This is a genomic window from Phormidesmis priestleyi ULC007, assembly GCF_001895925.1.
In the GTDB taxonomy this organism is placed as follows: Bacteria; Cyanobacteriota; Cyanobacteriia; order Leptolyngbyales; family Leptolyngbyaceae; genus Phormidesmis_A; species Phormidesmis_A priestleyi_A.
The window spans coordinates 15,093-39,962 of record NZ_MPPI01000031.1 but is presented as its reverse complement, the minus strand read 5'-3'; the positions used below and the strand labels follow the sequence as shown (position 1 = coordinate 39,962).

Annotated in this window: 24 protein-coding genes, 1 pseudogene and 1 riboswitch; of the genes and pseudogenes, 11 read left to right on the top strand and 14 right to left on the bottom strand. The window is 48.1% G+C overall.

Annotation, left to right across the window (positions count from 1 at the left end; all coding sequences use genetic code 11):
* Window positions 1-35: 35 nt before the first annotated feature.
* Both BRW63_RS20130 and BRW63_RS20125 read right to left on the bottom strand, forming a co-directional pair.
* Window positions 36-1,319 carry a hypothetical protein gene (locus BRW63_RS20130; protein WP_073074203.1) on the bottom strand — a complete coding sequence of 428 codons (1,284 nt, stop codon included), beginning with the start codon at window positions 1,317-1,319 and terminating at the stop codon, window positions 36-38.
* A 117-nt stretch (window positions 1,320-1,436) separates the two neighbouring features.
* Window positions 1,437-3,497: a hypothetical protein gene (locus tag BRW63_RS20125; protein WP_073074202.1), complete on the bottom strand. Its 2,061-nt coding sequence runs from the start codon at window positions 3,495-3,497 to the stop codon at window positions 1,437-1,439.
* Window positions 3,498-3,970: 473 nt separating this feature from the next.
* Between BRW63_RS20125 and BRW63_RS20120 the strand changes: the two genes are divergently transcribed.
* From BRW63_RS20120 to BRW63_RS20105, 4 genes are all read left to right on the top strand, one after another.
* Window positions 3,971-4,186, top strand: coding sequence for a hypothetical protein (locus BRW63_RS20120; RefSeq protein ID WP_073074201.1), 216 nt, complete (start codon window positions 3,971-3,973; stop codon window positions 4,184-4,186).
* Between the two features lie 54 nt (window positions 4,187-4,240).
* Window positions 4,241-5,137, top strand: a complete 897-nt coding sequence (locus BRW63_RS20115) for a lipase family protein (protein WP_073074200.1) — start codon at window positions 4,241-4,243, stop codon at window positions 5,135-5,137.
* A 39-nt stretch (window positions 5,138-5,176) separates the two neighbouring features.
* Complete coding sequence (locus BRW63_RS20110) at window positions 5,177-6,187, top strand: hypothetical protein (RefSeq protein WP_143162086.1); 1,011 nt, start codon at window positions 5,177-5,179, stop codon at window positions 6,185-6,187.
* Between the two features lie 257 nt (window positions 6,188-6,444).
* A complete protein-coding gene (locus BRW63_RS20105; protein WP_143162085.1) occupies window positions 6,445-7,308 on the top strand; it encodes a hypothetical protein in 864 nt (287 codons plus the stop codon).
* 101 nt (window positions 7,309-7,409) lie between these two features.
* Here BRW63_RS20105 and BRW63_RS30015 read toward each other — a convergent pair whose 3' ends face one another.
* The 5 genes and pseudogenes from BRW63_RS30015 to BRW63_RS28440 all read right to left on the bottom strand — a co-directional run bounded on the left by BRW63_RS30015 (window position 7,410) and on the right by BRW63_RS28440 (window position 12,387).
* The gene (locus tag BRW63_RS30015; RefSeq protein WP_397428422.1) at window positions 7,410-8,657 is read right to left on the bottom strand and encodes a WD40 repeat domain-containing protein; all 1,248 of its coding nucleotides are present in this window, start codon (window positions 8,655-8,657) and stop codon (window positions 7,410-7,412) included.
* Between the two features lie 30 nt (window positions 8,658-8,687).
* Window positions 8,688-8,885: pseudogene (locus BRW63_RS30010) on the bottom strand (WD40 repeat domain-containing protein); the annotation flags it as partial.
* Window positions 8,886-11,468, bottom strand: coding sequence for a BTAD domain-containing putative transcriptional regulator (locus tag BRW63_RS20095; RefSeq protein WP_073074196.1), 2,583 nt, complete (start codon window positions 11,466-11,468; stop codon window positions 8,886-8,888). It lies immediately after the preceding pseudogene.
* Between the two features lie 431 nt (window positions 11,469-11,899).
* Window positions 11,900-12,115, bottom strand: coding sequence for a hypothetical protein (locus BRW63_RS20090; RefSeq protein ID WP_073074195.1), 216 nt, complete (start codon window positions 12,113-12,115; stop codon window positions 11,900-11,902).
* A 29-nt stretch (window positions 12,116-12,144) separates the two neighbouring features.
* Window positions 12,145-12,387, bottom strand: a complete 243-nt coding sequence (locus BRW63_RS28440; protein WP_073074194.1) for a hypothetical protein — start codon at window positions 12,385-12,387, stop codon at window positions 12,145-12,147.
* 323 nt (window positions 12,388-12,710) lie between these two features.
* On the opposite strand from BRW63_RS28440, the gene BRW63_RS28435 reads away from it, so the two are divergent.
* Both BRW63_RS28435 and BRW63_RS20075 read left to right on the top strand, forming a co-directional pair.
* A complete protein-coding gene (locus BRW63_RS28435; protein WP_181314348.1) occupies window positions 12,711-13,070 on the top strand; it encodes a hypothetical protein in 360 nt (119 codons plus the stop codon).
* Window positions 13,071-13,091: 21 nt separating this feature from the next.
* Window positions 13,092-13,346, top strand: coding sequence for a YgiT-type zinc finger protein (locus tag BRW63_RS20075; RefSeq protein WP_223257446.1), 255 nt, complete (start codon window positions 13,092-13,094; stop codon window positions 13,344-13,346).
* A 9-nt stretch (window positions 13,347-13,355) separates the two neighbouring features.
* Here BRW63_RS20075 and cobJ read toward each other — a convergent pair whose 3' ends face one another.
* The 4 genes from cobJ to cobG are packed head-to-tail and all read right to left on the bottom strand — an operon-like array spanning window position 13,356 to window position 17,858.
* Window positions 13,356-15,056 carry a precorrin-3B C(17)-methyltransferase gene (cobJ, locus tag BRW63_RS20070; RefSeq protein ID WP_073074192.1) on the bottom strand — a complete coding sequence of 567 codons (1,701 nt, stop codon included), beginning with the start codon at window positions 15,054-15,056 and terminating at the stop codon, window positions 13,356-13,358.
* Window positions 15,053-15,763, bottom strand: coding sequence for a precorrin-2 C(20)-methyltransferase (locus BRW63_RS20065; RefSeq protein WP_073074191.1), 711 nt, complete (start codon window positions 15,761-15,763; stop codon window positions 15,053-15,055). Before BRW63_RS20065 ends, cobJ begins: the two co-directional genes overlap by 4 nt.
* A complete protein-coding gene (locus BRW63_RS20060; RefSeq protein WP_083583098.1) occupies window positions 15,760-16,389 on the bottom strand; it encodes a precorrin-8X methylmutase in 630 nt (209 codons plus the stop codon). The genes BRW63_RS20065 and BRW63_RS20060 overlap by 4 nt, the downstream gene beginning before the upstream one ends.
* 5 nt (window positions 16,390-16,394) lie before the next feature.
* Complete coding sequence (gene cobG / locus BRW63_RS20055; protein ID WP_073074215.1) at window positions 16,395-17,858, bottom strand: precorrin-3B synthase; 1,464 nt, start codon at window positions 17,856-17,858, stop codon at window positions 16,395-16,397.
* A gap of 63 nt (window positions 17,859-17,921) precedes the next feature.
* Window positions 17,922-17,994, bottom strand: a riboswitch (adenosylcobalamin-variant (AdoCbl-variant) riboswitch).
* Between the two features lie 110 nt (window positions 17,995-18,104).
* Between cobG and cbiE the strand changes: the two genes are divergently transcribed.
* The 5 genes from cbiE to BRW63_RS20030 all read left to right on the top strand — a co-directional run bounded on the left by cbiE (window position 18,105) and on the right by BRW63_RS20030 (window position 23,718).
* A complete protein-coding gene (gene cbiE / locus BRW63_RS20050) occupies window positions 18,105-19,322 on the top strand; it encodes a precorrin-6y C5,15-methyltransferase (decarboxylating) subunit CbiE (RefSeq protein ID WP_073074190.1) in 1,218 nt (405 codons plus the stop codon).
* Between the two features lie 311 nt (window positions 19,323-19,633).
* The gene (locus tag BRW63_RS20045) at window positions 19,634-20,230 is read left to right on the top strand and encodes a hypothetical protein (RefSeq protein WP_073074189.1); all 597 of its coding nucleotides are present in this window, start codon (window positions 19,634-19,636) and stop codon (window positions 20,228-20,230) included.
* Between the two features lie 56 nt (window positions 20,231-20,286).
* On the top strand, window positions 20,287-20,556 hold the full coding sequence (locus BRW63_RS20040) for a GlsB/YeaQ/YmgE family stress response membrane protein (RefSeq protein ID WP_073074188.1): 270 nt from the start codon (window positions 20,287-20,289) through the stop codon (window positions 20,554-20,556).
* Between the two features lie 144 nt (window positions 20,557-20,700).
* Window positions 20,701-21,372, top strand: coding sequence for a hypothetical protein (locus BRW63_RS20035; RefSeq protein WP_143162084.1), 672 nt, complete (start codon window positions 20,701-20,703; stop codon window positions 21,370-21,372).
* Between the two features lie 36 nt (window positions 21,373-21,408).
* On the top strand, window positions 21,409-23,718 hold the full coding sequence (locus BRW63_RS20030) for a Tex family protein (protein WP_073074186.1): 2,310 nt from the start codon (window positions 21,409-21,411) through the stop codon (window positions 23,716-23,718).
* On the opposite strand, the gene BRW63_RS20025 is transcribed toward BRW63_RS20030, so the two are convergent.
* From BRW63_RS20025 to BRW63_RS20015, 3 genes are all read right to left on the bottom strand, one after another.
* Window positions 23,715-24,062, bottom strand: a complete 348-nt coding sequence (locus tag BRW63_RS20025; RefSeq protein WP_219898390.1) for a type II toxin-antitoxin system VapC family toxin — start codon at window positions 24,060-24,062, stop codon at window positions 23,715-23,717. The two genes, BRW63_RS20030 and BRW63_RS20025, sit on opposite strands and share 4 nt — an antisense overlap.
* Before the next feature lie 57 nt (window positions 24,063-24,119).
* Window positions 24,120-24,374 (bottom strand): hypothetical protein, encoded by a 255-nt coding sequence (locus BRW63_RS20020; RefSeq protein ID WP_073074185.1) that lies wholly within the window; start codon window positions 24,372-24,374, stop codon window positions 24,120-24,122.
* An 81-nt stretch (window positions 24,375-24,455) separates the two neighbouring features.
* The gene (locus BRW63_RS20015; protein WP_073074184.1) at window positions 24,456-24,686 is read right to left on the bottom strand and encodes a hypothetical protein; all 231 of its coding nucleotides are present in this window, start codon (window positions 24,684-24,686) and stop codon (window positions 24,456-24,458) included.
* Window positions 24,687-24,870: the final 184 nt, after the last annotated feature.

Sequence of the window (24,870 nt, the reverse complement as noted above, 5' to 3'; positions counted from 1 at the left end):
GCCCTAGCCTGAGGGCGATTGATCGAAACTCGGCATTACACCGAAATACTGCCATCCGTCAGGACAATCAAATGCTGGTAGTTATACCCTTCAGTTGCGTCAAGCGGAGACGGAGATTTACCACTGACTTGATTCGTTGCAATGCGTAAGGTGTATTTGCCGGATGTCGCAGTCATGGTTAGATTTGTGGTTCCCTTTCCTGGAGAAGGAGGATCTTGATTGGGATCGGGTGAAAGCTCTTGCCACAGAGTATTGCAGTCTTCAGTCGTAAATCCGAGATACAACAAGTTATCCTCCAGTAAAGGAACCGCGACCGCGACTCGGAATCCAGGGAAGTCGCCACTAGGCGTAGCTTCCAGCACGTAGCCCAGCGACTCCAGAGGATTGGTGTTAATGAAACTAAGATTCGAGTAGTAGATCGCCGTATCGGAGGGCATGATTCCTGGAGGAGCCTTCGCTGGACTCACTTTCGTGATGGTCGCTGTCTTACCCACGTCTGCGGGACCTTGTTTTGAGCCACCCTCCGGTACGATACACATGCCAAACTGGATGTCTTCGGCGGTCACATTGTAAAACTTGACGAAATTGGTCATCTCCTTCGATATCAATTGGAGAATTCCCATGACTACGATTAGGACTGCACCGACTCCAAAGGCAGCGCCTGCACCGAGAGAGACACTGAAATCGGCAACGATACCTTCAGCAAGTTCAGCTCCTTCCTCCCCTGCGTCTGATGCCGCATCTTCTGCGTCTTGTTCAGCCGTTTCTTCTGCCTCATCGTCACCTTCGTACCCATCTTCAGCGCTCTTGAAAGTTCTGCTTGCCAGACTTTTCACGAAATTCTTCATGGTTTTCACAGCGAAAACAAGAACGTTTTTGATGACGGGTGTTATCAAAAGACCCCCCACTCCGTCACCCGAATATTCAATCGCGTGGACGACCAGTTGGCCCGTACCGGCATCGGTTGTCAGCGTGACCACCGCAGCACCCACCTGCTTATAATCAGTCCCTGTGCCATTCTGTATCGGGTCTGTGTCGGTCACAGAGGCAGACACCATGAGATAATTGTTGCCCTGTGCGACATATTTTACTGGATTACCGCTTTTATCAAGGCCATCAAGCCAAGCTGTATCATCAGTGGTAGAAATGGTTTCATAAAGATTTTGCAGGGCTTGAGAATCACCCGAAAAGAAATCATAGACCGCAGTTCCTCCAGTCAGGGCTGCTGTTAACTCGTGCAGCAGATTGGGTTCATTGGGATCGGCAGTTGTTAAGGTGGGTGACTGTGTGAGTCGGATTTGGTGTGGTGCAGTAGTCATGGGTTATTTCTCCTTGTGTTTCTAGGTTTAACGACGATTCAAACAATTAACTTTGGAACGATCGAGTGAAGCACAAATCCGAAAATTTGAATTCGGGGGCATCCTCTTTCTCCTGGGTTAAATCTGACAAGCGCCACTTCCGTCGCTATTAGTCCAGAGGGCGGCGATCGCCTGTCCATTTTTAAGCTGCGAAAGTTGGCTTTGATTGAGTTGGCAAGCTCTCAGCCACTGGCTTGGCGGCATTGCATTGGGTTTGTTATAAACAACCATAAACGCATAGGCATCGCTGGGTAATTGAATGGGGATAGAACCACCGATTGGAATCGGTTGAGTCAGAAGATTTTGCCAAGTAGAGCCGCTACTTGCTTGATAACTGGGCATGATTTGTGCTCCATCTACATTGTTTTGAACGGTCAAATTGATGACGTGGACATTCCAAGGACCATCATCGTTGTTGGGGTCGTAGGGGGGTGCTGTCCAATCGAGAGAGTTATAAGAGCCTCCTAATTGAAAGGGGTTGTAGTCGTAGTGCAAATAAACTGTCCAACTAGTAGATGTGGTCGATGGAATGGGGTTGGCATACCAGCCGAAAGGAATGTTATAACGTTTGCTGGCATACAGGAAGGCTAATTGCCCAGGGGGTGGATTGACATAATTGAAAGCCTTGCTGTCTAAGCCGTCAGGGAAACTAGCCGCAACATAATGATCAGTCCGCAGATTCAGGATGTGAGTCATCATGGTGTCATGATCGGACTGCAAACTGTTGAGCTTGGTCGTATCGCTCTGGTAGTACACCATCAGGCAACGCACGGCATTAATTGCGCCTGCTGTCCACTCAGCCGACATGATGGCGTTGTGATCTTGATTGGAGTAGCCGACCCCCCAAAACTGTCCATTTTGCGAGAAGCCGCTCCACTGTTTGACGTTTTGCCAAACATTAAAGGCTGCTGATTCACCAAACCAGCGATCGAGGGTTTGCGGCCCGAGAACCGTCAGTCCCCAAGTATTCACATCAACAGCTTGCGGCTCTGCTGTGGCTGCCCAGGTATTTTGAGTGTAGGTCCCGCCCTGATAAAAATTACCATTTGATCGGTTCCACGCTTTTGTTTGAAAGAATGCTAGCAATCCATCTGTATGACCACAGGGCGCTTTCCCCCCCCAAATCATGATGCAGATTAGATTGATAGCTGCCCTGATTTTTCCTTGATCGCTTTCAGCTAGCGACCCGTCTTGACTGAGCGTATTTTCTAGCACTTGCTTGAAGATCATCAGTCCCGCCAAAGATGAGGCGCAATTTTCAACTGAGATTGCTCCTTGAGGAATAGATCCTGTATTCCCCTCAGAACCACCCGGTGCGTAATAAAAGGCACCGATCGGTGATTGCATTATTCCAAATGCGTACAAAACATAGAGCGCGTTTTGAATCGAGTCAGCTTTAAACGGGATATAGCCCTGCGATCGATATTGGAAATAATCGACTGGTAAGGCACCTAGAAAAAAAGCCCATGCATTCTCGCCAGTGATGGGTTTCCAATCAGGCCATGTGATAGACCCTCTGTACTTCCTGATACAAGCAGGATAGAAGGTAATATACTGCTGATATTGGGTTTTCCAAAGGGGATCTTGTGCCCAATAATCTTTGCCTACTAATCGCAAAGCGTATGCTTCGCTAGCGTTTGAGATTGAATCTTGATAGCCGTATTGAAAGTTGGCTGTATTCGCACGGATTGCTGTAACATCAGCACCGAGACGCTGAGTCGTGTTGGCGGCTAGAGCAAATAGTGTAGCTGCTTGAAAGCCCTGCAAACCTCGATCGGACGCTAAAGCTAAAGCAATTTGCCAGCAAGCCGCATCATAGATATCAGTCCCTAATGTGGCATTGACTCGCTCAATCTGTAACTGTGCGCCTGGGCTTCCTTCACCATTGCGGTAATAGGGCTGATCGCCCCCGCCAAAATCTTGAACAACGACCGTACAATCTTGACCGTTTTTACTAGCCCAAGTGTTGCAGATATAATCTCCCCAATAGCCAGGGGTGGCATAGTAACTTAAGGGTAATGAACCCGGAACAGTGAAATACTGACCATCTGCATTAAAGACAACCGATTGGGTTAAGAACGAAACTAACGCTTGAATTTCGGCATCAGTTTGCGTCTTTTTGAACGTGATTGAACTCATTATCTTGTCACCGACCTTGACACACTATGTGCAATATTGAATGACTTAGCCCTAGGATTGAATTGGCAAAATTCACTCCATCGGGTACGACCTTTGTTTTAGCTATAGAAGACTACCGCCAAGAGATCGCCAAGAGATCGCCAAGAGATCGCCAATCGATTAATCATTTCAACTTAAAGTTACTTTTGGTCATCTCTCGCACTTCTTTTTATTAATATAAAGAGTTCTTTAACAAGCCTGGAAGGTGTTGACAATCAGTGAATAACCAAGATAGGAATAACACATGGAGTGGCTAAGTCAGAATTGACTGTTGAGCGATCTCAATCTAAAAAGATCGCCTCGCAGGTCAACTAAAAATCAATGACGTAAAACCATTTGAAATGACGCTCGAATTTTACAGAGTAAAGGTTTGAGCATTTACGCTGGGTGCACTATCAATTCAGAAATCAGTAAATAATGAGCCACAGCTACCATTGTTGAGAATTGAGAACCATGATGGTTGGGTTTATGGCAATTTGAAGTTTCAACACTATTGGCATTCCCTCAGCATCGTGCCTAATGTGGCGGTGCGGGGTTATCAAATGACTCAATCGGATGGCGGTACTGTGCAGGAGGTTGGCATTGATAAAAATCTGACTCAAGCAGATGCTGACCAAGCACAGGTGCAGTGGTTGCTTCAGCCGACTTGAACCTAAATTGATTACGCCAAAACTCTCTTCCTCACATTCCAAAGGATAAATACGATGATTTCAACGACTCTTAGCTTAGAGTGTCGATCGCTGTGCGCCAGCGTCGCTGCCTATAGCATTGATCCAACAGGCAAGTTTATTCCTCAAGAACCCTACTACAGTGCCGTTGGGTTTCTCACGCCACCGATTGCATTCGCGGCTGGCGAGGATGATATCGATGCCTGTTTAGTAGGCACCACCGATCAAGGTGTAGTACTGGCGTTTCGGGGCACCATTCCACCCGACATTCACGATCAGCAAAGTATGCTGGACTGGATTAGTGATTTAACCGATAACCCGATCGCGGCACCTGGTATTCCAGGCAAAGTGCATGAAGGGTTTTGGCAAGGATTATCGTCATTGTGGGAACCCATGGTGAAGGAGATTAAACAGCAGATGAATGCGGGTGGAAAATCCTTGCCGCTCTATATCACCGGGCATAGCAAAGGGGGCGCTATGTCGAGTTTGGCGGCATTGCGACTGAAGATTGAGGAAGATATCAATCCTGCGGCTGTCTATACTTACGCTGCGGCTCATCCTGGGGATACAACCTTTGCTAACCAATATCAATTAGAGATTCCAAATCACATCCGCTATGAATATGGCAATGATATCGTTCCCCATATTGTTCCTGACGCGGCATTCATTGATGCGATCGCCCACATTCCTGAACTTGGCAAATTCTTTAAAGGCTTGGAAACCTGGGACTACACGCACGTTGGCACACTTCGGTTTATTGACTGGAATAAGAAAGCGATTGTGGGTGAGTCATCAAAACTCCAGATGGAACGCTTGGCGAGACTCGTTGGCGCGATCGTGGAATGGCAATTTGAGGCGATCGTCACTGCTCACTCAGCGAGTTGTGGCGGCGGTTACATGGGTGGAATGTGTTCATCAGGAGTTTGTGTATAACGTTCCTTGCTATTCCTAATTTTGTATAGGTGAAACCAGATGATGGGTCATTTTCCGCTGTTGGATATCGCCATTGGGTTGACGCTGATTTACACCTTCTTAAGTTTGCTTACTTCAGAGTTGACCGAATTCATGACCACTGTTTTGCGGTGGCGAGCGCATCACTTACAGCAAGGCATCATGACGTTGTTGGGTGAATCAATCGCGCTTAGACGCAATCCAGAAGAGTTTAAGAACACCATTACTGGCAGGCTGTACTACAGTTCCTTAATTGCTTCTATCACTCAGCGATCGCGGCGATACAGACAGTCGGTTGGTCCTTCCTACATTCCTTCAAAAGTGTTTGCGGATGCGCTACTCGAAGTCTTGCAGGCTCTACCAGAGGTTGAACGCACAGAACCTCAACTGCTACAGAGCGCAGATCAAACGATTGGCGAACTTGATTGGTTGATGTCTAAAGTCGAGAATGCAGATCAGCTACCTTCGCGCTTAAAAGACAACTTAAAGCGGTTGGCGAATCAAACCCAGACCCAAACTGAGACGACTGAGCAGCAAATGGAGCGGTTTAGGCATGAAGTTGCGCTCTGGTATGAACATTCAATGGATCGGCTATCTGGGACGTATCGACGTAATGTTAAAGCGTTCACAATTTTGATTGGCTCAATACTTGCAGTTCTAATTAATGCCGATTCTCTATATATGCTCAGAAGAATTAGCGAAAACACGGCAACCCGATCGGTGATTATTCAGAATGCAATTCAAATTCAGGGGTGTCAGGAAGATCTCAGTTCATCGCAATGTATGGATAAGATGGCAGATTTGTTAGACAGCACCACAATTCCCATCGGCTGGCATCCTGTGAATTTTCAACAGCAGTTTCCGCAGTTCAATCTGGTGTATCTGTTGAAGGCTGCGATCGGGTGGTTGCTGACTGGCATTGCAATTTCGATGGGATCTCGCTTCTGGTTTCAAATTCTCGATCAACTCGTTCACGTTCGAGAAACCGGAGAAAAACCTGCTGCAACTGAAGAACAACAAAAAACAACGTAGGTTTGATTGCCGCAGATAAATTCAACATCTACACAGGTTACGTTTCCGCTAACGCATCTTACAAAACATTAGGGTTATCTACTCACAAACGAACCAAATAGCAGTTACATCAGGGGCATCATAGCAGTTCTGATCCAACGAAAGTTTCAACTTCGGAGCGATACGTGGAGAAATTTCCTCTCCTGGACATTGTTATTGGATTGTCCTTGATTTATACCTTTTTGAGTCTACTTGCCTCGGAACTAACAGAGTTTGTTGTGAGGGCTTTGCAATGGAAAACCCAATACTTCAAGCGAGCAATCATCACTTTGCTGGGTGAATCATCAGAACAGAGTGATGATCCCGACCAGTTCAAAGATACGATCGCAGGCAGACTATTGAATAGCCCAAGTATTATTTCTGCAACTCACTCTTTGAGTCGGCGTAATCGATCAGTCATTTTATCTGAAGTTTCTCCCCAAGTGTTTGCAGAAGCACTGCTGGATGTGTTGCAGAGCTTACCTCAACCCAATGATTTAGGGACACGCAACGACAATACTGCTGGAGATGCGATCGCCCATTTTATGGCGATTATTAACGCCTCTCCAGATCTATCGCCACGGTTACGAGCAAATTTGCAGCGAATCATCGATCGCGTTCAAAGCATCGATACTAATGCTGAGCGACAAATGGTGTGGTTGAAGTATGAGATCGGTTTCTGGTTTCGTCATGCAATGGCAAATGCATCGAATGCTTATAAACATCGTTACAAACTTGTTTCGTTTCTCGTTAGTTTGGTGCTTGTGATTGCAGTAAACATTGATTCGCTTTATATTATCCGCAGAATCAGCGAAAACACAGCTACACGAGCAGTAATTCTGCAAAATGTAACCCAAGTTCAGGGGTGCCGAGACAATCTCAATTCACCGAAATGTGTAGAACGCTTATCTTTGTTGATGGAAAGTACAACAATTCCCATTGGGTGGCAGCCCTCAAATCGACGGAGACAGTTTGCTCAATTCAATGGCATCATTCTCTTAAGAACGATCGGGGGCTGGTTACTTACCAGTCTTGCTGTTGCAATGGGATCTCGCTTCTGGTTGCAACTCTTCAATCGGTTCGTTACGTTGTTGGGCAAATAAAGCAAACCCAACGGTCTACTCAGTCCGGTTCACTTTACAGCGATCGTAGATACAACAGTTCTCAGTCGATTGAGATAGAGAACAATAATGAGTAAACCAAATTAACCCTTCTCAACCGCGCCCAGCGATTGCAATGTTGCTTTTTGCGCCTTGCTCAAACCCGTAGCACCAGCAATATTCATACCTTCATAAGGGCGGTCAATCCTGAGAATTTTCAAACACTTAGCGGTGTCAACCTCCCAAATTCGGATCGTGTCATCCTCTCCAGAACTGGCAAGAAGCCGTCCTGCGGGTTGCCAAGCCACTGACCACAGTGCGTTGGTATGACCCTCAAGCCGTTTCAAACACTGACCTGTATTGATATCCCATATCTGTACGGTAGAGTCACTGCCAGCACAGGCAATCCTCTGACCATCTGGACTCCAAACGACTGAGAAGATTCGCATTTGACTGGCTTGAAGCACATTCAAACATTCGCCTGTTTGAGCATCCCACAGTCGAATTGTCCCGTCCTCACTTCCTGTAGCCAACAGTTGCCCATCGGGACTCCATGCCACTGACCAAATCCAGCCATCATGCCCCTGCAATTTTTTAAGAGACTCTCCAGTATCCAGGTTGACTAGCCAAACTGCGCGATCCACACCTCCACTGGCAAGGGTTTTGCCATCGGGACTAGGCGCGATCGCCATGACCCATGCATCACTCTGCAAACTCTGCAAACATTGCCCGGTTTTGCCATCCCACACTCGGATGGATTGGTCGTTACTGCCACTGATAATCTTATGCCCATCAGGACTCCACGCCACTGACCAAATCCAGTTTGTGTGACCCCTTAAGGTTTGCAAGCATTGACCCGTGCGTGAATTCCACAGTTGTATGGTTTGGTTATCGCTGCCGCTCGCGATCGTCTGACCGTCTGGACTCCAGGCCACCGACCAGATGCAGTTGCAATGCCCCCGTAACTTTTTCAGACATTCGCCAGTGTTGATATTCCATAACCGGATTGTGCGATCATCGGAGCCAGTGGCAAGGGTCTGATTATCAGCATTCCACGCAAGTGCTCTGACGCAAGCACTGTATCCCTGAAGGGTTTTTAACCAATCCCCTGTTTGAGCATCCCAAAACCGTGTCGTGAGGTCAGCACTAGTGCTGGCAAGAAGCGGTTCTACAGGACTCCAGTCCATTGACCACACTGAATTCTGATGCCCCTGTAATATTCGCAAGCAATGTCCGGTCTGCCCATCCCAAAGCCGAATGGTGTTGTCGTCGCTGCTGCTGGCAAGCGTGTGACCGTCTCGACTCCATGCCACCTTCAAAACAGTATTCATATGCCCCTGCAAGGTATGCAGGCACTCTCCTGTATTTGGGTTCCAGAGCCGAATAGTATGGTCAGCACTGCTGCTGGCAAGGATCGGGCGACTGTATGACTGTATGCGATCGCCTTTTTCACTCCACGCTAAGCACAAAACAGTACTGGTGTGACCTGACAACGTTTGAACACATTGTCCAGTCTGGGGGTGCCAAAATTGAATGGTGCCGTCATCACTGCCACTCACAACAAATTGTCCATCAGGACTCTATACAACCGCTTTTCCCAAATGTTTCTGAGTGTCTAAAGCCTTCACGCATTGACCCGTATCAACATCCCATAGTTGCAGGGTGTCTTCAGTACCCACGCTCGCCAGAATTTTGCCATCAGCACTCCATGCCACTGTCCAGACTATACTAGCTCCTTGAATAGCTTGCAAACATCCGCCAGTATGAGGGTTCCAGATGCGAACCGTACCATCGCTGCTACCTGTTGCAAATTTTTCTCCATTGGGACTCCATGTTAATGCCCATATCGTGTTGCAGTGCCCCTGCCACGACAAGAGTAACTGACCATCGCTTATCCGTCGAACAAAAATATTGCCACTACCGTCTCCATGCGCCAGCAGCTTCCCATCTGGGCTGAAGGCAAGCGAGAAAGAAACTTTGGCAATTTGGGTAAACAAGGATGTTTCAAACTGACTGTCCTGAAAATTGACAGGCTGTAGCCAATGCCCCTGAAGGTCGGCGTATCGCATGGTAAGTCGCGAGAAGTCATAGCCAGTCAAATCAATTTGCAGATAGCAGCAAAGATTAATCAAATTACCCGCCGCATAGGCTGGTGAAGCAGATCGACTTTGCAGAAGCTTGAGGATTTTCTGCAATCGCGCTTCAATTCGCGCTGAGGTTTTATCTACGGTTTGTACCCTATTGGCAACTTCTGCCAAAATCAATCGCTGCTGAGTTTCTCTAATGTATTCCTTGACATTGGTTTTGAGCAACGCATAGTTACTAAATAAATCAATATCTTGGTTAACTAGCTCATTTCCCACCCGCTCTACCAACCTATCAGTGACATATTCCATCACCACGGGCTGCTGCGTATAGCTACCCTGTCGTCGTTCAATCAAATTTCGCCAGCTCAATGACTCCAGCGCTTCCAGCAATCTAGTTTGGGGTACGATCGGCACAATATCAGCGGCTAACTCTGCGATTGTTGTCCATTCCCGATTGATTGCCAGCCAATACATGATGCTTTGTTCTAAGGGTGAGAGCCGCCTTAACTGTTGCTCTAGCAGTCGTCGAATCCCATTGAATAAAACAACATCTTGCTTGAGAAATGCCACAATGTCGCCATCTAGTAGATCCTGAATTGAACTAGCAGCAATTTTCAAAGCGAATGGGTTACAGCCATATTGCTCTGCTAGCTGTTGTTTCTGCGCTTGAGAACCTAACAGCCCCCTCGTCTCAAGCAATGCTTGTGCGATTGTTGATGAGCCAGTTACCAAGAGTGTCTGCACTGCTGAGTAGCCTTCTAGTGCCGCCACTTCAGTTGGTTTTTCTCGACTGGTGAGCAAGACGCAGCTTTGGTGGTGTACTTCTCCGACGACCTTAAATAGTTCGCCGTAGCCCTCATAGCCTAAACGGTACTGCCCAACACGGCTGCCTTCCTGAAAGATCGTTTCGACGTTATCGAGAATGACCAAACATCGATGCAATCGCAGCCAGTGAATGAACCGTCCGATTTGGGCTTTGCTATCCTGTTGGTCAGACAGAAACGGCACCAGATCGGCGACTAGTGATTCGAGAGTAGGTGCATTCCGCAGCGATCGCCAAATCACATACTCAAACTCAGCCTGAACGGTTTGTGCCAGTTTGACCGACAGTGCAGTCTTGCCGATACCCCCCATACCCAGCAGCAAAATCAGTCGATGGTGGTCTTGAATGACCCATTGCTGTAAGGTGGCTAGTTCCTCTTCCCGACCATAGAAGATGGAGATATCGATGGCTTCACCCCAGTCGCCGTGGAAATTAGGGGGATGGGGCAGTCCTGGGTCGAAAGGCGGGGAGTGGGAAGCAATCAATGGGGAGTTTTCATGGGTCGCCTCTAACCTGCCGACATCACCAACGCGAATTCGCTCATATAATTCGATGGTGCCTGACATTGGCTCGGCATTAAATTCATCTGCCAAAATTTGATGGCAGGTCTCATATTGAGCCAGCGCTGCACGACGCTGCCCCATGCAGGCCAAAAAAAACATCTGTTGATAATGGGCTGTCTCGCGCCAGGGATCGAGCGTTAGTAATTTGTGGGTCATCGTCAATCCGGCTGCGTAATTTCGCTGCTCAAGATACCGCTCGGCTAGGGTGTGTAAAGTTTCGATCGCCAATTCCCGTAATCGTTCCCGCTCCATCAATGCCCAATTTTCAAATTCTGGCGCATCCGGCACATGAAACCCTTCCAAAAAGTCTCCCTGGTATTGAGTCACCGCTTCAGATAAGGGCTGGAGGTTATCAGTGTTGAGGTGGTTTGAGATCGCTTGAATGGCTTCAACATCTAAGCGGTAGAGGCATTCCCGGTTAAACGCAATAGTCTGTCGGGTAATAATCAAATGCGACCCTACCAATTGCCGCAAGTTGGGCAGCACTGTCCGTAGGTTCTTCAACGCCTGACTGGACGGCATATTCTGCCAGAACAACTCTGCGAGCATTTCGCGGCTGTGCAATTTGCCAGTAACGGCAATATAAATTAATAGTGCTTGCGCCTTGCGGCTAATAAAACGTGTGAGCAGTTGTTCATCCAAGCTGATTTGAGGGGAACCCAGTAGCTTCAAGGTTAATTTTTTATACACGAACAGTACTGCCTTTTGTTAAGGGGGTCTGATAGATGCAGTCCGGAAATTATCCGTGAGTACAGGGGTGAAAGACTCTAACTGATACAGGGATAACTCCCTACACCGAGTTACGACCTAACGGGATCATCGCAGAATGCAATCTTACGAACAGTGCTCACTTAAATTAGTCTCTATCCAGATAGAGAGATTTGGGTAAAATGAAACAAAAAATTTATTTTTTAGCCGGACTTCGGCATTTATATTGATGGCAACGATCTCAGAGGACGTTTGAGAAGTAGCGGATGATACTGTGCGCTAGAATAGCAGCATGAGCCGAAAATACTATCCTACTGATATCACCAATAGACCTGTTGTGAAGTAAGGAGACTTCTGTTAAAGAAGATACCCAGAAGCTAGAATATTCCTAGTTCTATGTAGGAGTCCTGTACTTAGGCTAGTGCAACCGAGACGGAACCACTGTTCAGTCCGGCACTTTTTCCTTTCTGAATATCACTGTTCTTGATGCGAACCTTGAAGACGGTATATCCCGTTCCTTGAACTTGATCGCCAATAATCTCGCCAGCTTTGAGTTGTTCGATGAGCGGCTGAATATCTAATTTAATTTTGCGGTATCGCTTGGCAAGAGTGCTGTTGCTGAAAATCATCTGTTAGTCGAACTTGGATAATAGGCTGATCATTCGACATCAATGCCTTCCCATAGCTCAGAGACAGGACGAGTTCTACCCGCTTTTGCATCCCGCAAAGACTGACGTAGGTTCTCTAAAATCTGCTTTTTTGGCTGGTCGTCTTCGTCACTCGATTCTAGGGTAGAGTAAGCTCTACGCGACTTTGCAAACAGCAGAAAATCTAGGACTTCTTCAACGAGTTCGTCAGAAACTTGAGCGAGTTCTTGAATTAGGTGTTCCCTAGCTGTCATAGCTTTAACTCTTTTAGATAGCTTTCTATTTCAGCTGATGTCAGGGTGGTCATTCTAAACGATCGCGGAATCAAATTAGAGAGTGATCGCTCCTCTCAAAATTACCTCTAAGATTTCTCTTGCAATCGTTTGGCTAATAAGCAATCTTCAAAACTGAAGGCTTCTTCATCTAGGAAACTCGCGTTGCCTTTGGCACAGCAAAGCTGCCCGCCATCTCTATAGTGGCTTCGATCGGGCAATCTAGTTCAGGTTCAGTTGGCTCCTCTCTAGTGATTTACTGTCTTCCAAGTGATCAGTCGGATGTGCCAGATTTTAGGCAAGAAATGGAAGACAGCAAAGATGTAGAGGGTTCTGAACTGAGCTATCGCATTCTTCATGGTGAAGCTTTAGATCTAATTACGACCTCGCAAATTCTTGACCACGCATTCGTCTTTGGGCACACGGATGGTGGAGAGTCACTAATTTGGGACTTACAAAGCTATAGCTCTACAGATGACAGTTATGACATTTATATGACAAGAGTCGAAGATTTTCCTGGAGTTTTTAAGGTGGGCAGAAACTTTTTTGAGTTTGTGCAGCTATATGGATTGGGAATCGGTGACTCTAGTCACCTACCAGATTGGACTCAACACAATCCCGATGGAGTTGGAAAAACATTTAAGCCCTTAAAAAAGCCTTACTGAGTATTAATCCTCAGAGATGGAATGATGACTTTACCCCAAGGAGAAGCCGCAATGATGAGCAATGAGCCAGAAACACTCGTTGAAAAACAAGTCACTTACACCCTTCAACTCAATGGACAATTGTTCGTGATTGAGAATGTACCTGCTCGTGTGAATGAAGAGACAGGAGAACAGTTTTTTTCTCCATCAATTGTAGAACATTTGCAGCAAATCATTCTGACTGGACAAGAACCCGATCGCTTTGCTGAAGTTCCTGTGTATCACTATGTGGCATGACACTATGAGTTATTCGTAACGTCGTGGCGTGTAAACCCAAACGTCCCCGTGTGGACGAGAAATCGATCGAGTCTGACTCGACCCAACTAGCACCACAGTTCGCATATCTACATCTTCTGGCGAGAACTGCTCAAGCGTGCAGACGCGCACAGATTCGCCAGGTCTGCCCAAATTGCGCGCCAACACGATCGGAGTGTTGGGCGATCGCCACTGCAATAAAATCTCACGGGCTTTTCCGAGTTGCCAAGTGCGCTGCTTTGAGATCGGGTTATAGAACGCCATCACCAAATCGGCTTGAGCGGCGGCGGCGATGCGTTGTTCAATCACTGACCAGGGTTTGAGAATATCCGACAAAGAAAGAGCGCAGAAGTCATGCCCCAAAGGTGCCCCAATCTGAGCGGCAGCCGCTTGCATCGCAGAAATGCCCGGAGCCACTCGAATATCTAGTCGTAGCCATTCAGGTTTGGCATCGTGTTCTAGCACTTCAAACACCGCAGCCGCCATCGCAAAAATGCCAGGATCACCCGATGAAACTACGGCAACCGATTTGCCAGTTGCGGCGAGATCTAAAGCAAATCGTGCCCGATCGAGTTCTTCGCGATTGTCGGAGTCGTGGCGCTGTTGTCCCTCGCGCAGAGAACCTGCTAAATCGAGATAGAATTTGTAGCCGACCCAATCAGTTGCCGATCGCAGCACGTCTTTGACTTCGGGAGACATCCATTTTTCCCCGCCCGGCCCAGTGCCGACGATCGTCAACTGCCCGCGAGGCTTTCCGATCAGGTTCACATCAATCGGTTGAGCAGCCCGCGCGATCGCGCAACTCAGTCCTGATGTATGCTGAGACACGATCAGTTGACCCAATTCTCCAGCCGCATTGAGGGCAATTTCTTCAGCACTGGACAAATCGAGAAACCGGATCGGCACCTGCAACGCTTGAGAGAGCGCTTCGAGAGTCGGATGTCCCATCTCAGAGTTTGAAGCAAAAATTCCTGCTATTGACGCGATCGTCAAGTCTGATTCGTCAAGAATTTGCTGCACGAATTCGATCGCTAACTCACTATCAGACAGATGACTAACGGCGATCGCCAAGGTTGCAGGATGGTAGACCAAACGATCGGACGCTGGGCATCCTTTAGACTCTGTGACTTGCAAAGTGAGAGGTGCGTCAGGTGCGATCGGTAGTTTGCTTTCACTCAGCCAAGGTGCATTGCCTTCAAGCCGAACTGTTGACCCTGCCAGCAAATCTGAGATGAATGTTTTCGCATCGTCTGGATTCGCCAAATGATAGCCTGGTGGCGGATTGAGCAACGTTGTGCGAAACCGGATATCGCCCGTCGTCGTGATCGCAGGCTGAACATTGAGGACGGCTGCGATTTGCCGCGCTAAATCATTCACGCCCTGCAATCCTCCTAAAAGTGGAACCACGGCGCTACCATCTTCGGCAACGGCTAAGACGGGCGGCTCATAGCGTTTGTTGGAGAGGAGAGGCGCGATCGTGCGAATCAAAATTCCCGCCGCACACACTCCAATGATCGGCGTTCCGGTGGCAAACAATTCTCGCAGGGTCGCCCCAAAATCAGTGAATGAGACATCCACCTCAGTTGTGCGCCCCGCTAATCCATAAAGTGTTGCATCGGGCAAAACACTCATTAACTGTCGAGCAACTGCAACACTCGCTTGACCCAACACCACCACAGCAGGAGCATTCATGTAACGGAAGTTTGAAGACTAGGAATCATAATCAACGCCCAGTAAGGAACGTCAGCCGCATCGATATCAGCGATCGGAACAATGCGCTGATTAGGCATCGTGGCGCGTTCGATATAGAGCGATCGTGATAGCAGTCCCAACTCAGATAAAACGTCTCGCACTTTGCTGAAATGTCTACCCAACTTAATAATTACCGCCGCATCTGCAACAGCAAGGCGATCACGTAAGATATCAGCTTCGAGAGTGGCTGGCATAATGGATAACACATCATTGCGGTAAGTGAGCGGCACTCCCAATGCAGCCGCACTTGCCATCGTCGAAGAGATTCCTGGCACCACTTCGGTTTGAAACTTTGATGATAAGCGATTGAAGAGATACATAAACGAGCCATACAAAAAGGGTTCGCCCTCACACAACACTGCGACATCTCGTCCAGCACTCAAATGCTCTGCCAATTTTTCGGCAGCGATATCATAGTAGGGTTGAGACGATCGCACCGGACTAAACGGCAACGGCATCGGCACTTCAATTTGCTCAGGACGCAAAAAGTCCGCCACGATCGCCCGTGCCAAAACCTTGCCGTTCTCCATTGTGGGATAGGCGATCACAGGCACCGATCGCAGAATTCGATAGGCTTTCAGCGTCAACAATTCTGGGTCGCCTGGCCCAATTCCCAACCCATATAACCGACCCGTTTCGTGTGTCATAATTCATCCTCTTTTGCTAACGCATTCACTGCCGCAGATGCCATCGCACTGCCGCCTCGTCGCCCCTGCAAGGCGATAAACGGCACCCCTCGACTGTTGGCGGCTAACGCTGCTTTTGACTCTGCTGCCCCGATAAACCCGACTGGAAATCCCAAAATTAGTGCGGGTTTCGGCACACCTTCATCCAACAGTTCTAACAGGCGAAACAGAGCCGTTGGCGCATTGCCGATCGCCACGATCGCACCTTCTAAATGGTCACGCCACAGTTCTAACGCGGCTGCCGATCGCGTGGTTGACATCTGTTCTGCTAGCTTTGGCGTATCGGGGTGTTGAAGCGTACAAATCACCGCATTTTCAGCCGGGAGCCGTTTACGAGTTACACCTTCTGCTACCATCCGAGCGTCACAGAGAATTGAAGCTCCCGCAATCAAAGCCTTTCGTCCAGCAGTTGCGGCTCCGGGTGAGGCAGATAAATCTGACACAATATCGGTCATGCCGCAGCTATGAATTAGACGCACAGCGACCCGTTCTAAATCAGGGGGCAAACTTGATAAATTTGCCTCTGAGCGAATCGTGGCGAATGATTGACGATAGATTTCTGTTCCGTCTTGGATGTAGTCAATCATGATCGTCAACCTGTGATCGAATGCGATGTGAGATATTGATTATTTTTTGAGCTGAACCATTGCTGTAACTGATCCATAGAGTGTCGATCTACAAACATCTTAAACGATTCGTCTAGCATTCGCTGCTGTTGATAGATTTGTAACATCTGCTTGATTAAAGATGTCACCTCTAATGCACTCACCGATCGTATCCGCCGACCAAACGACGAATCTCTAGTGCCTACATAAACGTCATAACCCTCGATCGTCGAATTCCCCGCTTTCATCTCAATTCCAACCAGCGCAATATCACTAGGCGTTTGTTGAGCGCAAGACTTTTCACACCCACTGAAGTGAATATTAAGCGGCTGATCTAAATGGGCTGTTAATTCCACCAATCCCAGCGCCTGAGTTTGAGTATCAGTCAGCCCTGACGCGCATCCTTTTCGACCCGAACAAGCGACTAATGCACTCTCAAAATGAGTCGCTGATGTGTGAAATCCTAAATCGGCGATCGCCCCTTCTAAATTACCCAGGCGATCGTCAGCAACATCAGGAAACAAAATCGTTTGCCAAGGAGTAAGACGCAACGTGCCACTGTTCTGGCGTGTTAACTTGGCTAAATTTCTCAACTGCCAAGATTCTAGACGACCTAACGGCACAGCGATTCCTAAGTACGACAAGCCTGTTTGACGTTGGGGATGAATGCCAAGATGATTGTAAGACTGAGGTGACGATCGCAGCAAACTTGCTTCTCGCCGCAGCGAAAATCCTAACAAATGTTCCACTCGTTCTAAACAACTTTCGACATCCCAACTTGCTAGGAGATGACGAAATCGAGGTTTACGACCTTTGCCAGAATAATAGCCTTGAGTGTAGTCAAGATATACCTGAGTTAACGCAGCGATGAATGCCAAGCATTGATTTTCTGAAACGAAAACACCAACATCTCCAGAATTGTGTGCCTCTACATTCAAACACACCCGAAAACCAATCTCTGAAGACGGCAATCTGTGAGCGACTAACCCAATATCATTACGGCGATCGCGCACCGAAACCCATTCTCCTCCGTCAAAGCAAACGCTAAATTTGGGTGACAAAGCCGCCAACTTAGGATGAGTTTGAAGATAATCATCTAACGCTTTCACCAACGGGCGAGTATCGATTAACATCTGCGAATCAATGCCAGCCGTTGGACTCGCCATAATATTCCGAATCGGGTCAAGGCTGATGGTTTGTGCCGCTAACTCTAATGTTTGCAACCGATGAAAAACATCAGGCGTGATCGGCGTGTGAATCTCCCGAATCTGCACATTGGCCCGATTCGTCACCTGCACATAGCCTGCCCCAGACTGATCCGCGAGATCGGCGATCGCGTCACACTGTCGATCGGTGAGAATTCCGCCCGGAATCCGCATTCGAGCCAGCATTCCATCTTGGGCAGACGAACCATAAAACAAACCCGGACAAGTCGGCAACTCAGACAGCAATGGATCAGTCTCCTCCCCGTGCGACGCAGGGAATCCAGGGTAATTTGGTCTTGAAGTGACCTTTCTAGAATCGGCATTCTGACTTTTACAGTTGCGGCACAGCGTCGGAATCACACCGAACTTTCCCAACTCTAGATCTAAGCACACTACCATACACCACTGACCCGATTTTTTGAAGACTCACCTTTCTTAATAGAAGCCTGAAACCTTGTACGATCGTTCAATCACAGTAGGACGAGTTTAGAAATGCAGATGTGGCTCTCAGTGATTGGCATCGGTGAAGACGGAATCGCGGGACTGAGCCAGATCGCTCGTTCTCTACTCGATCGGGCTGAAGTGATCATTGGCGGCGATCGTCACCTCGCGATGCTGCCCAAAGACGATTGGCGAGAAAAACTTGCCTGGAGTTCTCCGCTAGAAGCAACCATTGATGAAATCCTGCGTCGTCGGGGACAGACCGTTTGTGTTTTGGCCAGTGGCGACCCGATGTGTCATGGAGTGGGCGTAACGCTGACTCGTCGCATTCCCATCTCAGAGATGATGATTATCCCTGCGCCTTCTGCGTTTAGTCTTGCCTGTGCCCGCTTGGGATGGTCACTGGCGGAGATTGAAACGTTTAGCCTCACCAATCGTTCGGTTTCTACGATCGCCACTGCCCTCGCTCCTAATGCCCGATTATTAATCCTCAGTGCGAACAAAACTACTCCTAATCACGTTGCAGAACTGCTGAACCAACGCGGGTTTGGTCGTAGCAAAATCACCGTCCTAGAACACCTGGGAGGCACTCAGGAACGCCATATTGACGGGACTGCTAACACTTGGGGCATTCAAGACTTGTCAGATTTAAACACGTTAGCGATCGTGTGCCGCTCCGATCCAGGTACGGTTCCACTTTCTCGCACCGTTGGCTTACCTGATGACGCTTATCACCACGATGGGCAACTGACTAAGCGCGAAGTGCGATCGATTACCTTATCCACTCTCGCGCCTTTGCCCGGAGAATTGCTTTGGGATGTCGGCGCGGGCTGTGGCTCGATCGCCATTGAGTGGTTACGGAGCCATCCTCGCTGTCGTGCGATCGCCATTGAGCGCCATCCAACACGTTTGCAATACATCGCAGATAACGCCTCAGATCTGGGCGTTCCCCATCTTAAAATTGTTGCCGGAGAAGCCCCCGCAGCCCTTCAAGCTTTACCGCAACCCGATGCCATTTTTATCGGCGGAGGCGTGACTGCCGATCGTCTCCTTGACCTTTGCTGGAGTGCGCTATGTCCGGGTGGTCGATTGGTGGTCAATGCAGTAACGATCGAGAGTGAACAGATCGTTTTGCACTATCACCGTTTATATGGGGGTGATTTGATTCGCGTTGGCATTCAGCGGGCAGAAGCGATCGGAGCGTTCTTGGGCTGGAAGCCTCTGATCCCGGTAACTCAATGGAAGGCAGTTAAACCTTTGACGGACTGAAAAGTAACCCCGATTGTTGAAAGGGCTGCTGATTCGGCAGCGATCCTAGCGCGTGGGTGCGCTTGATCGCCCTGATGCTGGACGGGGTGGTTTCGATTTTGACGTTTTTATTTTTGCGGGAATCATCCTTTAGCTAGAGGAAGTGTTATTTCTCTAGGTACAGTGATTGGCTCCTTTCTAGGGAGTAATTTGTATTCAAGAACACCGACAAAGCTTGGTAATTCTGGGGGCATCAATCAGTCGCCATATCTTCGAGGAAGCAGTTTAACGAAGGCTTTCAAATACTCGCTCTATAACCCTTCATTTTTAATATGGCTAATCTAAACGATCGCGAAAACAACCCCAACAACGTTCCTAACCCAGACATCCCTCCTGTTGTGGAACCTACTCCCGTTGAGTATCAGGAGGGCTACACTCAAGGGCGTGCGGTTGAGCAAAATCGCTACGAAGCCAATCAGCAAATCCGTGATAATGACAATGCGGGTCGGGGTTTGCTTATAGGACTCATTCTCGCTGGCACGGCGGCGATCGTCGGCGGCGGTCTCTATCTGCTCAATCAGAGCAACCAAACCCCCGTCCCTGTCAACAGCACGATTGTGGTGCCCAGTGCGGCTCCTTCGCCCAGCGTTAGCCCCTCTCCTCAAGTGCGAGAACGAATCATTGAGCGCGATCGTGTGGTGCCCGTGCCCCAAGCACCTGCTCAAGCCCCTAGAGTCAATATCACGATTCCTCAGCCCCAGCAGTCTGCCCCTGCTCAACAAGCTGCCCCCGCTCAATCTAGTCCTCAGCCGACTAGCCCAGCTAATTCTGTTCAACCAAATTCGTCAACAAATAGCCCGGCGAATAGCGGTAGCAGCCCTAGTCCTGGTTCAACAACCAATCCTACGGGAACGGGTTCTGGTCAATAACGACTGTTTTGTTTGCTCAACCATTGTTCGATTGAAACCATAAAGGAGTTAAGTCAATGAATATTCTTGCTTGGATTGTGTTGGGAATTATTGCAGGTGCGATCGCGAAGGCGATTTACCCTGGTCATCAAGGTGGCAGCATTTTAGGCACCATGGTCTTAGGCATTGTCGGTGCTTTTATCGGCGGCACAGTGTTCATGTTGATCAACACAGGAACATTAGCGATTACGACTGCATCGTTAAGCATTCCTGGGATCATTGTCGCTGTTATTGGTGCGATCATTGCGCTTTTCTTGTATTACCAGTTTAGTCGTCGCGCTTACTAAAGTATTCTGACCCTGCTTTAAGCCTCCAATCCTCAATGAGGATTGGAGGCTTTTTTGGGCTTCTTGCCAGTTCCGTGCCACAATTTTCTCTGAGTGCTCTACGATCGACTTGGCGCTTTTATATCTTCTCTAGCTGGTGTGACTATGATGAAAATTCAAAATTTGGTCAGTCTTAAAGGGCTGCGCCTTCCCGTGGCGCAGATTGTGACTGCAAGTTTAATCGCGATCGCGCTACCAATGGCTCCTGCACAAGCTCTTTTTGGAGGATCGCGCAACCCTTATGAATCCTGTGCGGCTGATTTGACTCGTGCTCAAGTTTCCGCAGCAGACGCTGCTAGTGCTTGCGGACAGGCCCTCAGACCTGACGACTTGGGCACCTGCGTTAATCGCATCGCCGATCAAAAGGTTTCGGGAGCCGATGCGCTGTCAGTATGCCGTCAAGTGCGACGACCCGTCGAGGCAGCAAGCTGTGTCGTGAGCATTCGTCGAGGCGTGTCAGACACGGCGATCGTTGATGTGTTAGATAGCTGTCGTCGCAGCCTGCTGCCCCGAACATTTTCAGATTGTGTGGTGGGTTTAAATAGTCAGACTAAGGTTGGGGGTAAACAAGCGATCGCGTCCTGTCTAGATACGAACGATCGTCCTCGTGATCTGCTGCCTACCTTTATTCCGCTCGGCAACGAAATTCCCATTCCCACGGCTCCTTCAGGGATTCCGACTCCGGTTGTGCCTTCGACCACTCAGCCTCCGACTCAACCCTCAACGCCCAACACAACGCAGCCGTCTGGCTCTCAACCTGTCCCGGCTCTCTATTAATTTGTTCACTCGATCGACTGCACTTCACCTTTGCCCATGTTAAACATCTCTCAACTTCTGGCAGAAGAATTGTCTCTGCATCCTGCTCAAGTTAAAAGCGCGCTGGAATTGTTTGCAGAGGGAGCGACAGTTCCGTTTATTGCGCGATATCGCAAAGAGCGAACTGGGGAAATGGATGAGGTGCAGTTGCGAGAGTTGTCCGATCGCTTCACCTACTTAACTGAGTTAGAAGAGCGTAAAAAAAGCATTCTAGAGTCGATTTTGTCTCAAGATAAACTTACTGACGCTCTCCGAGTTAAGATTGAATCTTGTTTGCAGAAAAACGAGTTAGAAGATCTCTATTTGCCGTTTCGCCCCAAGCGACGAACACGAGCGACGATCGCTAAAGAAAAAGGTTTGGGTGAGTTAGCAGATTTGATTAAATCGTTGAATCAACCTAATACTCCTACAACCTCCTTAGAAGACGAGGCGACGAAGTTTTTATCTGAAGAAAAAGGCGTTAAAACAGTTGAAGATGCGCTGAAAGGTGCGGCAGATATTCTTGCAGAGGAAGTCTCGGAAAAAGCAGAACTACGGGCTTATCTGCGAGAGTTTTTATTAGAGACGGGCATGTTTCGATCGAGCATCAAAGCCGACCACGCTGAAGGCTCGACGAAGTATGAAATGTATCGCAAATTTCAGGCGAAAGTTAGCGCGATCGCACCTCACAATCTACTCGCACTCTATCGAGGTGAGACAGAAGGTGTTCTGAATTTTGGTCTAGATTTTGACGAAGATGCCGTTCTAAGCTATTTAGAAGCAGAAATTCGCAGCAAGGCAAAACCTGTGCGAGAGTTTTATCGATCGATGCTTAAAGATGCGTTTAATCGATTGATGAAAACGTCGCTGATTACAGAAGTTCGGGCTGAGAAAAAGACCGAAGCGGATATCGAATCGATCAAAACATTCGAGTCGAATATGCGAGAGTTGTTGCTCTCTGCGCCTGCCGGAATGAAGCCAACGCTGGCACTTGATCCAGGGTTTCGGACAGGATGCAAAGTGGCGGTTCTCGATCAAACGGGACAGTTTTTGCAATACCAGGCGATTTTTCCACACACGGGGCAACAACAGCGAGTTCAGGCGATTGCAACGCTAAAGCAACTCCTTGAAAAACACAAGATTGAATTAATCGCGATCGGAAACGGCACTGCCGGACGAGAGACGGACGAATTTGTAACTGAAGTATTGGCAACGCTAGATCAAAAGCCAATCAAAGTCATGGTGAATGAGTCAGGAGCCTCGATTTATTCCGCGAGCGATGTGGCGATATCAGAGTTTCCCGATTTAGATATCACCGTCCGAGGCGCGATTAGTATTGGTCGGCGATTACAAGACCCGCTAGCAGAATTAGTCAAAATCGATCCGAAGTCGATCGGAGTCGGACAATATCAGCACGATGTTGATCAAAAACTGCTCAAAAAGAAGCTAGATGAGACAGTTGAGAGTTGCGTTAACTATGTCGGAGTCGATCTCAACATGGCTTCTAAAGAATTGCTGACGTTTGTGTCTGGCATTTCGCCTGCCATTGCCAATAACATTGTCGCTTATCGCAATCAAAATGGAGTATTTCGAGATCGTAAAGCCTTACTCAAAGTTGCCAAACTAGGCCCTAAAACCTTTGAGCAAGCTGCCGGATTTTTGCGAATTCGCGGCGGCAACAATCCTTTAGATAACACTGCCGTTCATCCTGAAAGTTATGGCGTGGTGAACGCGATCGCCAAAGACTTCTCAGTGCCGTTGACGCAAACGAGCCAGATCGCAGATCACCTTAAAGCCAATCTCAAAAAGTATGTGACCGACACGATCGGAGAACCCACCCTCCGCGACATCATCGCAGAATTGGAGAAGCCCGGACGTGACCCTCGCGCTGAGTTCAAATACGCCACATTTAAGGAAGGCGTGAAAGAGATGTCTGACCTAAAAGTGGGAATGGAATTAGAAGGAGTGATTACCAACGTCGCAAACTTTGGCGCGTTTGTCGATGTTGGGGTACATCAAGATGGCTTAGTGCATGTGTCACAACTTGCCGATCGCTTCGTCAGCGACCCTCAACAAATCGTCAAAGTCGGGCAGGTCGTAAAAGTTCGAGTATTGGAAGTGAATCAGGAATTGAAGCGAATTAGTTTGTCGATGAAGTCAGGTGATCAATCGGATAGTCAACCAATTCGTAAACCAGAAACTCAACCGATTCGCAAACCGGAATCTAAGTCGATTCCCAAACAGAATATTCAACCCAAACAAACCCCTTCTGAATCAAAATCGCCAACGCTAGACGATCTAAAATCAAAATTCGGCAAGAAACGCTAGAGCAGTTTGGTGAATCCGGCTTGTTCAAAGTGACAATCGGAGGTGAACGATCGAGTGATTCCCTCGCGAGACATCACGACAAAGCTAATATAATCAGTTAACCCCCAACCCTTATCTGAGCGTTTGCTGTAGAGCGCCCAGCCTTCATTCAATAGTGCCGAACTAACAGGAACGATTTCTAGCCTTTCAAGAGTACGAATTCGATTGAAATATTCAACCATCAATCGTCGTAGTGGAGGCTCACAAAAAGCATCCGCAACTTCTAGCCATACGAACTCCGTTGTTAACAAATATTGGTTCTGCTGCTTCAACTGAGCCATGATTTGCTTGGCTTGCTGATGCATCCCATCAGTCTTACTTAAACAGGGCAATCCAAGCAGCAGTATCTACAAAAACTTTGCTCAAGGATAAGGCTCTCGCTTAGGGGTGCCGTGAATATAGTGATCGTGCTGATGAGCTAAATCGGAAATGCCTGTCTCGATCGCATTTTGATCGATAAACTCCATAAAAGCACTCCAGGATTCATCGCTTGCTGAATTAGAATTATCAGGCTGTATTTCCTCAAAGATGATCACAACCTCCTGTCCCTCCTGGGCTGGAACAGGTTGTTCGAGATGAATGACCCCATTTCGATAAGTGCCCTTTACTGATGGCATCGCAACCTCCTCCTTTTGTATCGTGGCTGATTATTATAGAATACGCTCTCTAGCCGATCGCCGACTTAGCGATCGTGACCTCTACGCGTAGTTCTGATAGTCTTGGAATTCTTCGGGATCTTCGTCAGTCCATTGCGTGAGTTCGCTTCCGATTTGGTAGAAGGAACGCATCCGTTCAGCCGCTTGAACGAGACTGAGGTTTTTCGGTAGAGCGATGTTCTGACGCAGAAGATGAGAAGCAACCTCGATCACTTCTAGTGTTTCCTCTGGAGTGAGGTATTGAAGGGCTTCGAGAACCTCGTTTTTACTCATGACTCAGATGGATTTTCTCAGAGTGAAGTGGATGGGTCTATTATCATTGATTTTTAGGTGATCGATTTTGAGGGCGATCGCACACTTAATCTACACTTCTTTGTGGTTGCGATCGTCAGAATGTTGGGTTTTTCCTCAGTGAGAATTTGCCCAGTATAGAATTGGAAACAGATAGTTTCTCCAC

What these genes read in the sequence shown, in the direction of transcription:
- BRW63_RS20130 (WP_073074203.1), bottom strand. Translation starts at nt 1,319, where the DNA reads ATGACTACTGCACCACACCAAATCCGACTCACACAGTCACCCACCTTA.
- BRW63_RS20125 (WP_073074202.1), bottom strand. Translation starts at nt 3,497, where the DNA reads ATGAGTTCAATCACGTTCAAAAAGACGCAAACTGATGCCGAAATTCAA.
- BRW63_RS20115 (WP_073074200.1), top strand. Translation starts at nt 4,241, where the DNA reads ATGATTTCAACGACTCTTAGCTTAGAGTGTCGATCGCTGTGCGCCAGC.
- BRW63_RS20110 (WP_143162086.1), top strand. Translation starts at nt 5,177, where the DNA reads ATGATGGGTCATTTTCCGCTGTTGGATATCGCCATTGGGTTGACGCTG.
- BRW63_RS20090 (WP_073074195.1), bottom strand. Translation starts at nt 12,115, where the DNA reads ATGATTTTCAGCAACAGCACTCTTGCCAAGCGATACCGCAAAATTAAA.
- BRW63_RS28440 (WP_073074194.1), bottom strand. Translation starts at nt 12,387, where the DNA reads ATGACAGCTAGGGAACACCTAATTCAAGAACTCGCTCAAGTTTCTGAC.
- BRW63_RS28435 (WP_181314348.1), top strand. Translation starts at nt 12,711, where the DNA reads ATGGAAGACAGCAAAGATGTAGAGGGTTCTGAACTGAGCTATCGCATT.
- BRW63_RS20075 (WP_223257446.1), top strand. Translation starts at nt 13,092, where the DNA reads ATGATGACTTTACCCCAAGGAGAAGCCGCAATGATGAGCAATGAGCCA.
- cobJ (WP_073074192.1), bottom strand. Translation starts at nt 15,056, where the DNA reads ATGAATGCTCCTGCTGTGGTGGTGTTGGGTCAAGCGAGTGTTGCAGTT.
- BRW63_RS20065 (WP_073074191.1), bottom strand. Translation starts at nt 15,763, where the DNA reads ATGACACACGAAACGGGTCGGTTATATGGGTTGGGAATTGGGCCAGGC.
- BRW63_RS20060 (WP_083583098.1), bottom strand. Translation starts at nt 16,389, where the DNA reads ATGATTGACTACATCCAAGACGGAACAGAAATCTATCGTCAATCATTC.
- cbiE (WP_073074190.1), top strand. Translation starts at nt 18,105, where the DNA reads ATGCAGATGTGGCTCTCAGTGATTGGCATCGGTGAAGACGGAATCGCG.
- BRW63_RS20045 (WP_073074189.1), top strand. Translation starts at nt 19,634, where the DNA reads ATGGCTAATCTAAACGATCGCGAAAACAACCCCAACAACGTTCCTAAC.
- BRW63_RS20040 (WP_073074188.1), top strand. Translation starts at nt 20,287, where the DNA reads ATGAATATTCTTGCTTGGATTGTGTTGGGAATTATTGCAGGTGCGATC.
- BRW63_RS20035 (WP_143162084.1), top strand. Translation starts at nt 20,701, where the DNA reads ATGATGAAAATTCAAAATTTGGTCAGTCTTAAAGGGCTGCGCCTTCCC.
- BRW63_RS20030 (WP_073074186.1), top strand. Translation starts at nt 21,409, where the DNA reads ATGTTAAACATCTCTCAACTTCTGGCAGAAGAATTGTCTCTGCATCCT.
- BRW63_RS20025 (WP_219898390.1), bottom strand. Translation starts at nt 24,062, where the DNA reads ATGCATCAGCAAGCCAAGCAAATCATGGCTCAGTTGAAGCAGCAGAAC.
- BRW63_RS20020 (WP_073074185.1), bottom strand. Translation starts at nt 24,374, where the DNA reads ATGCCATCAGTAAAGGGCACTTATCGAAATGGGGTCATTCATCTCGAA.
- BRW63_RS20015 (WP_073074184.1), bottom strand. Translation starts at nt 24,686, where the DNA reads ATGAGTAAAAACGAGGTTCTCGAAGCCCTTCAATACCTCACTCCAGAG.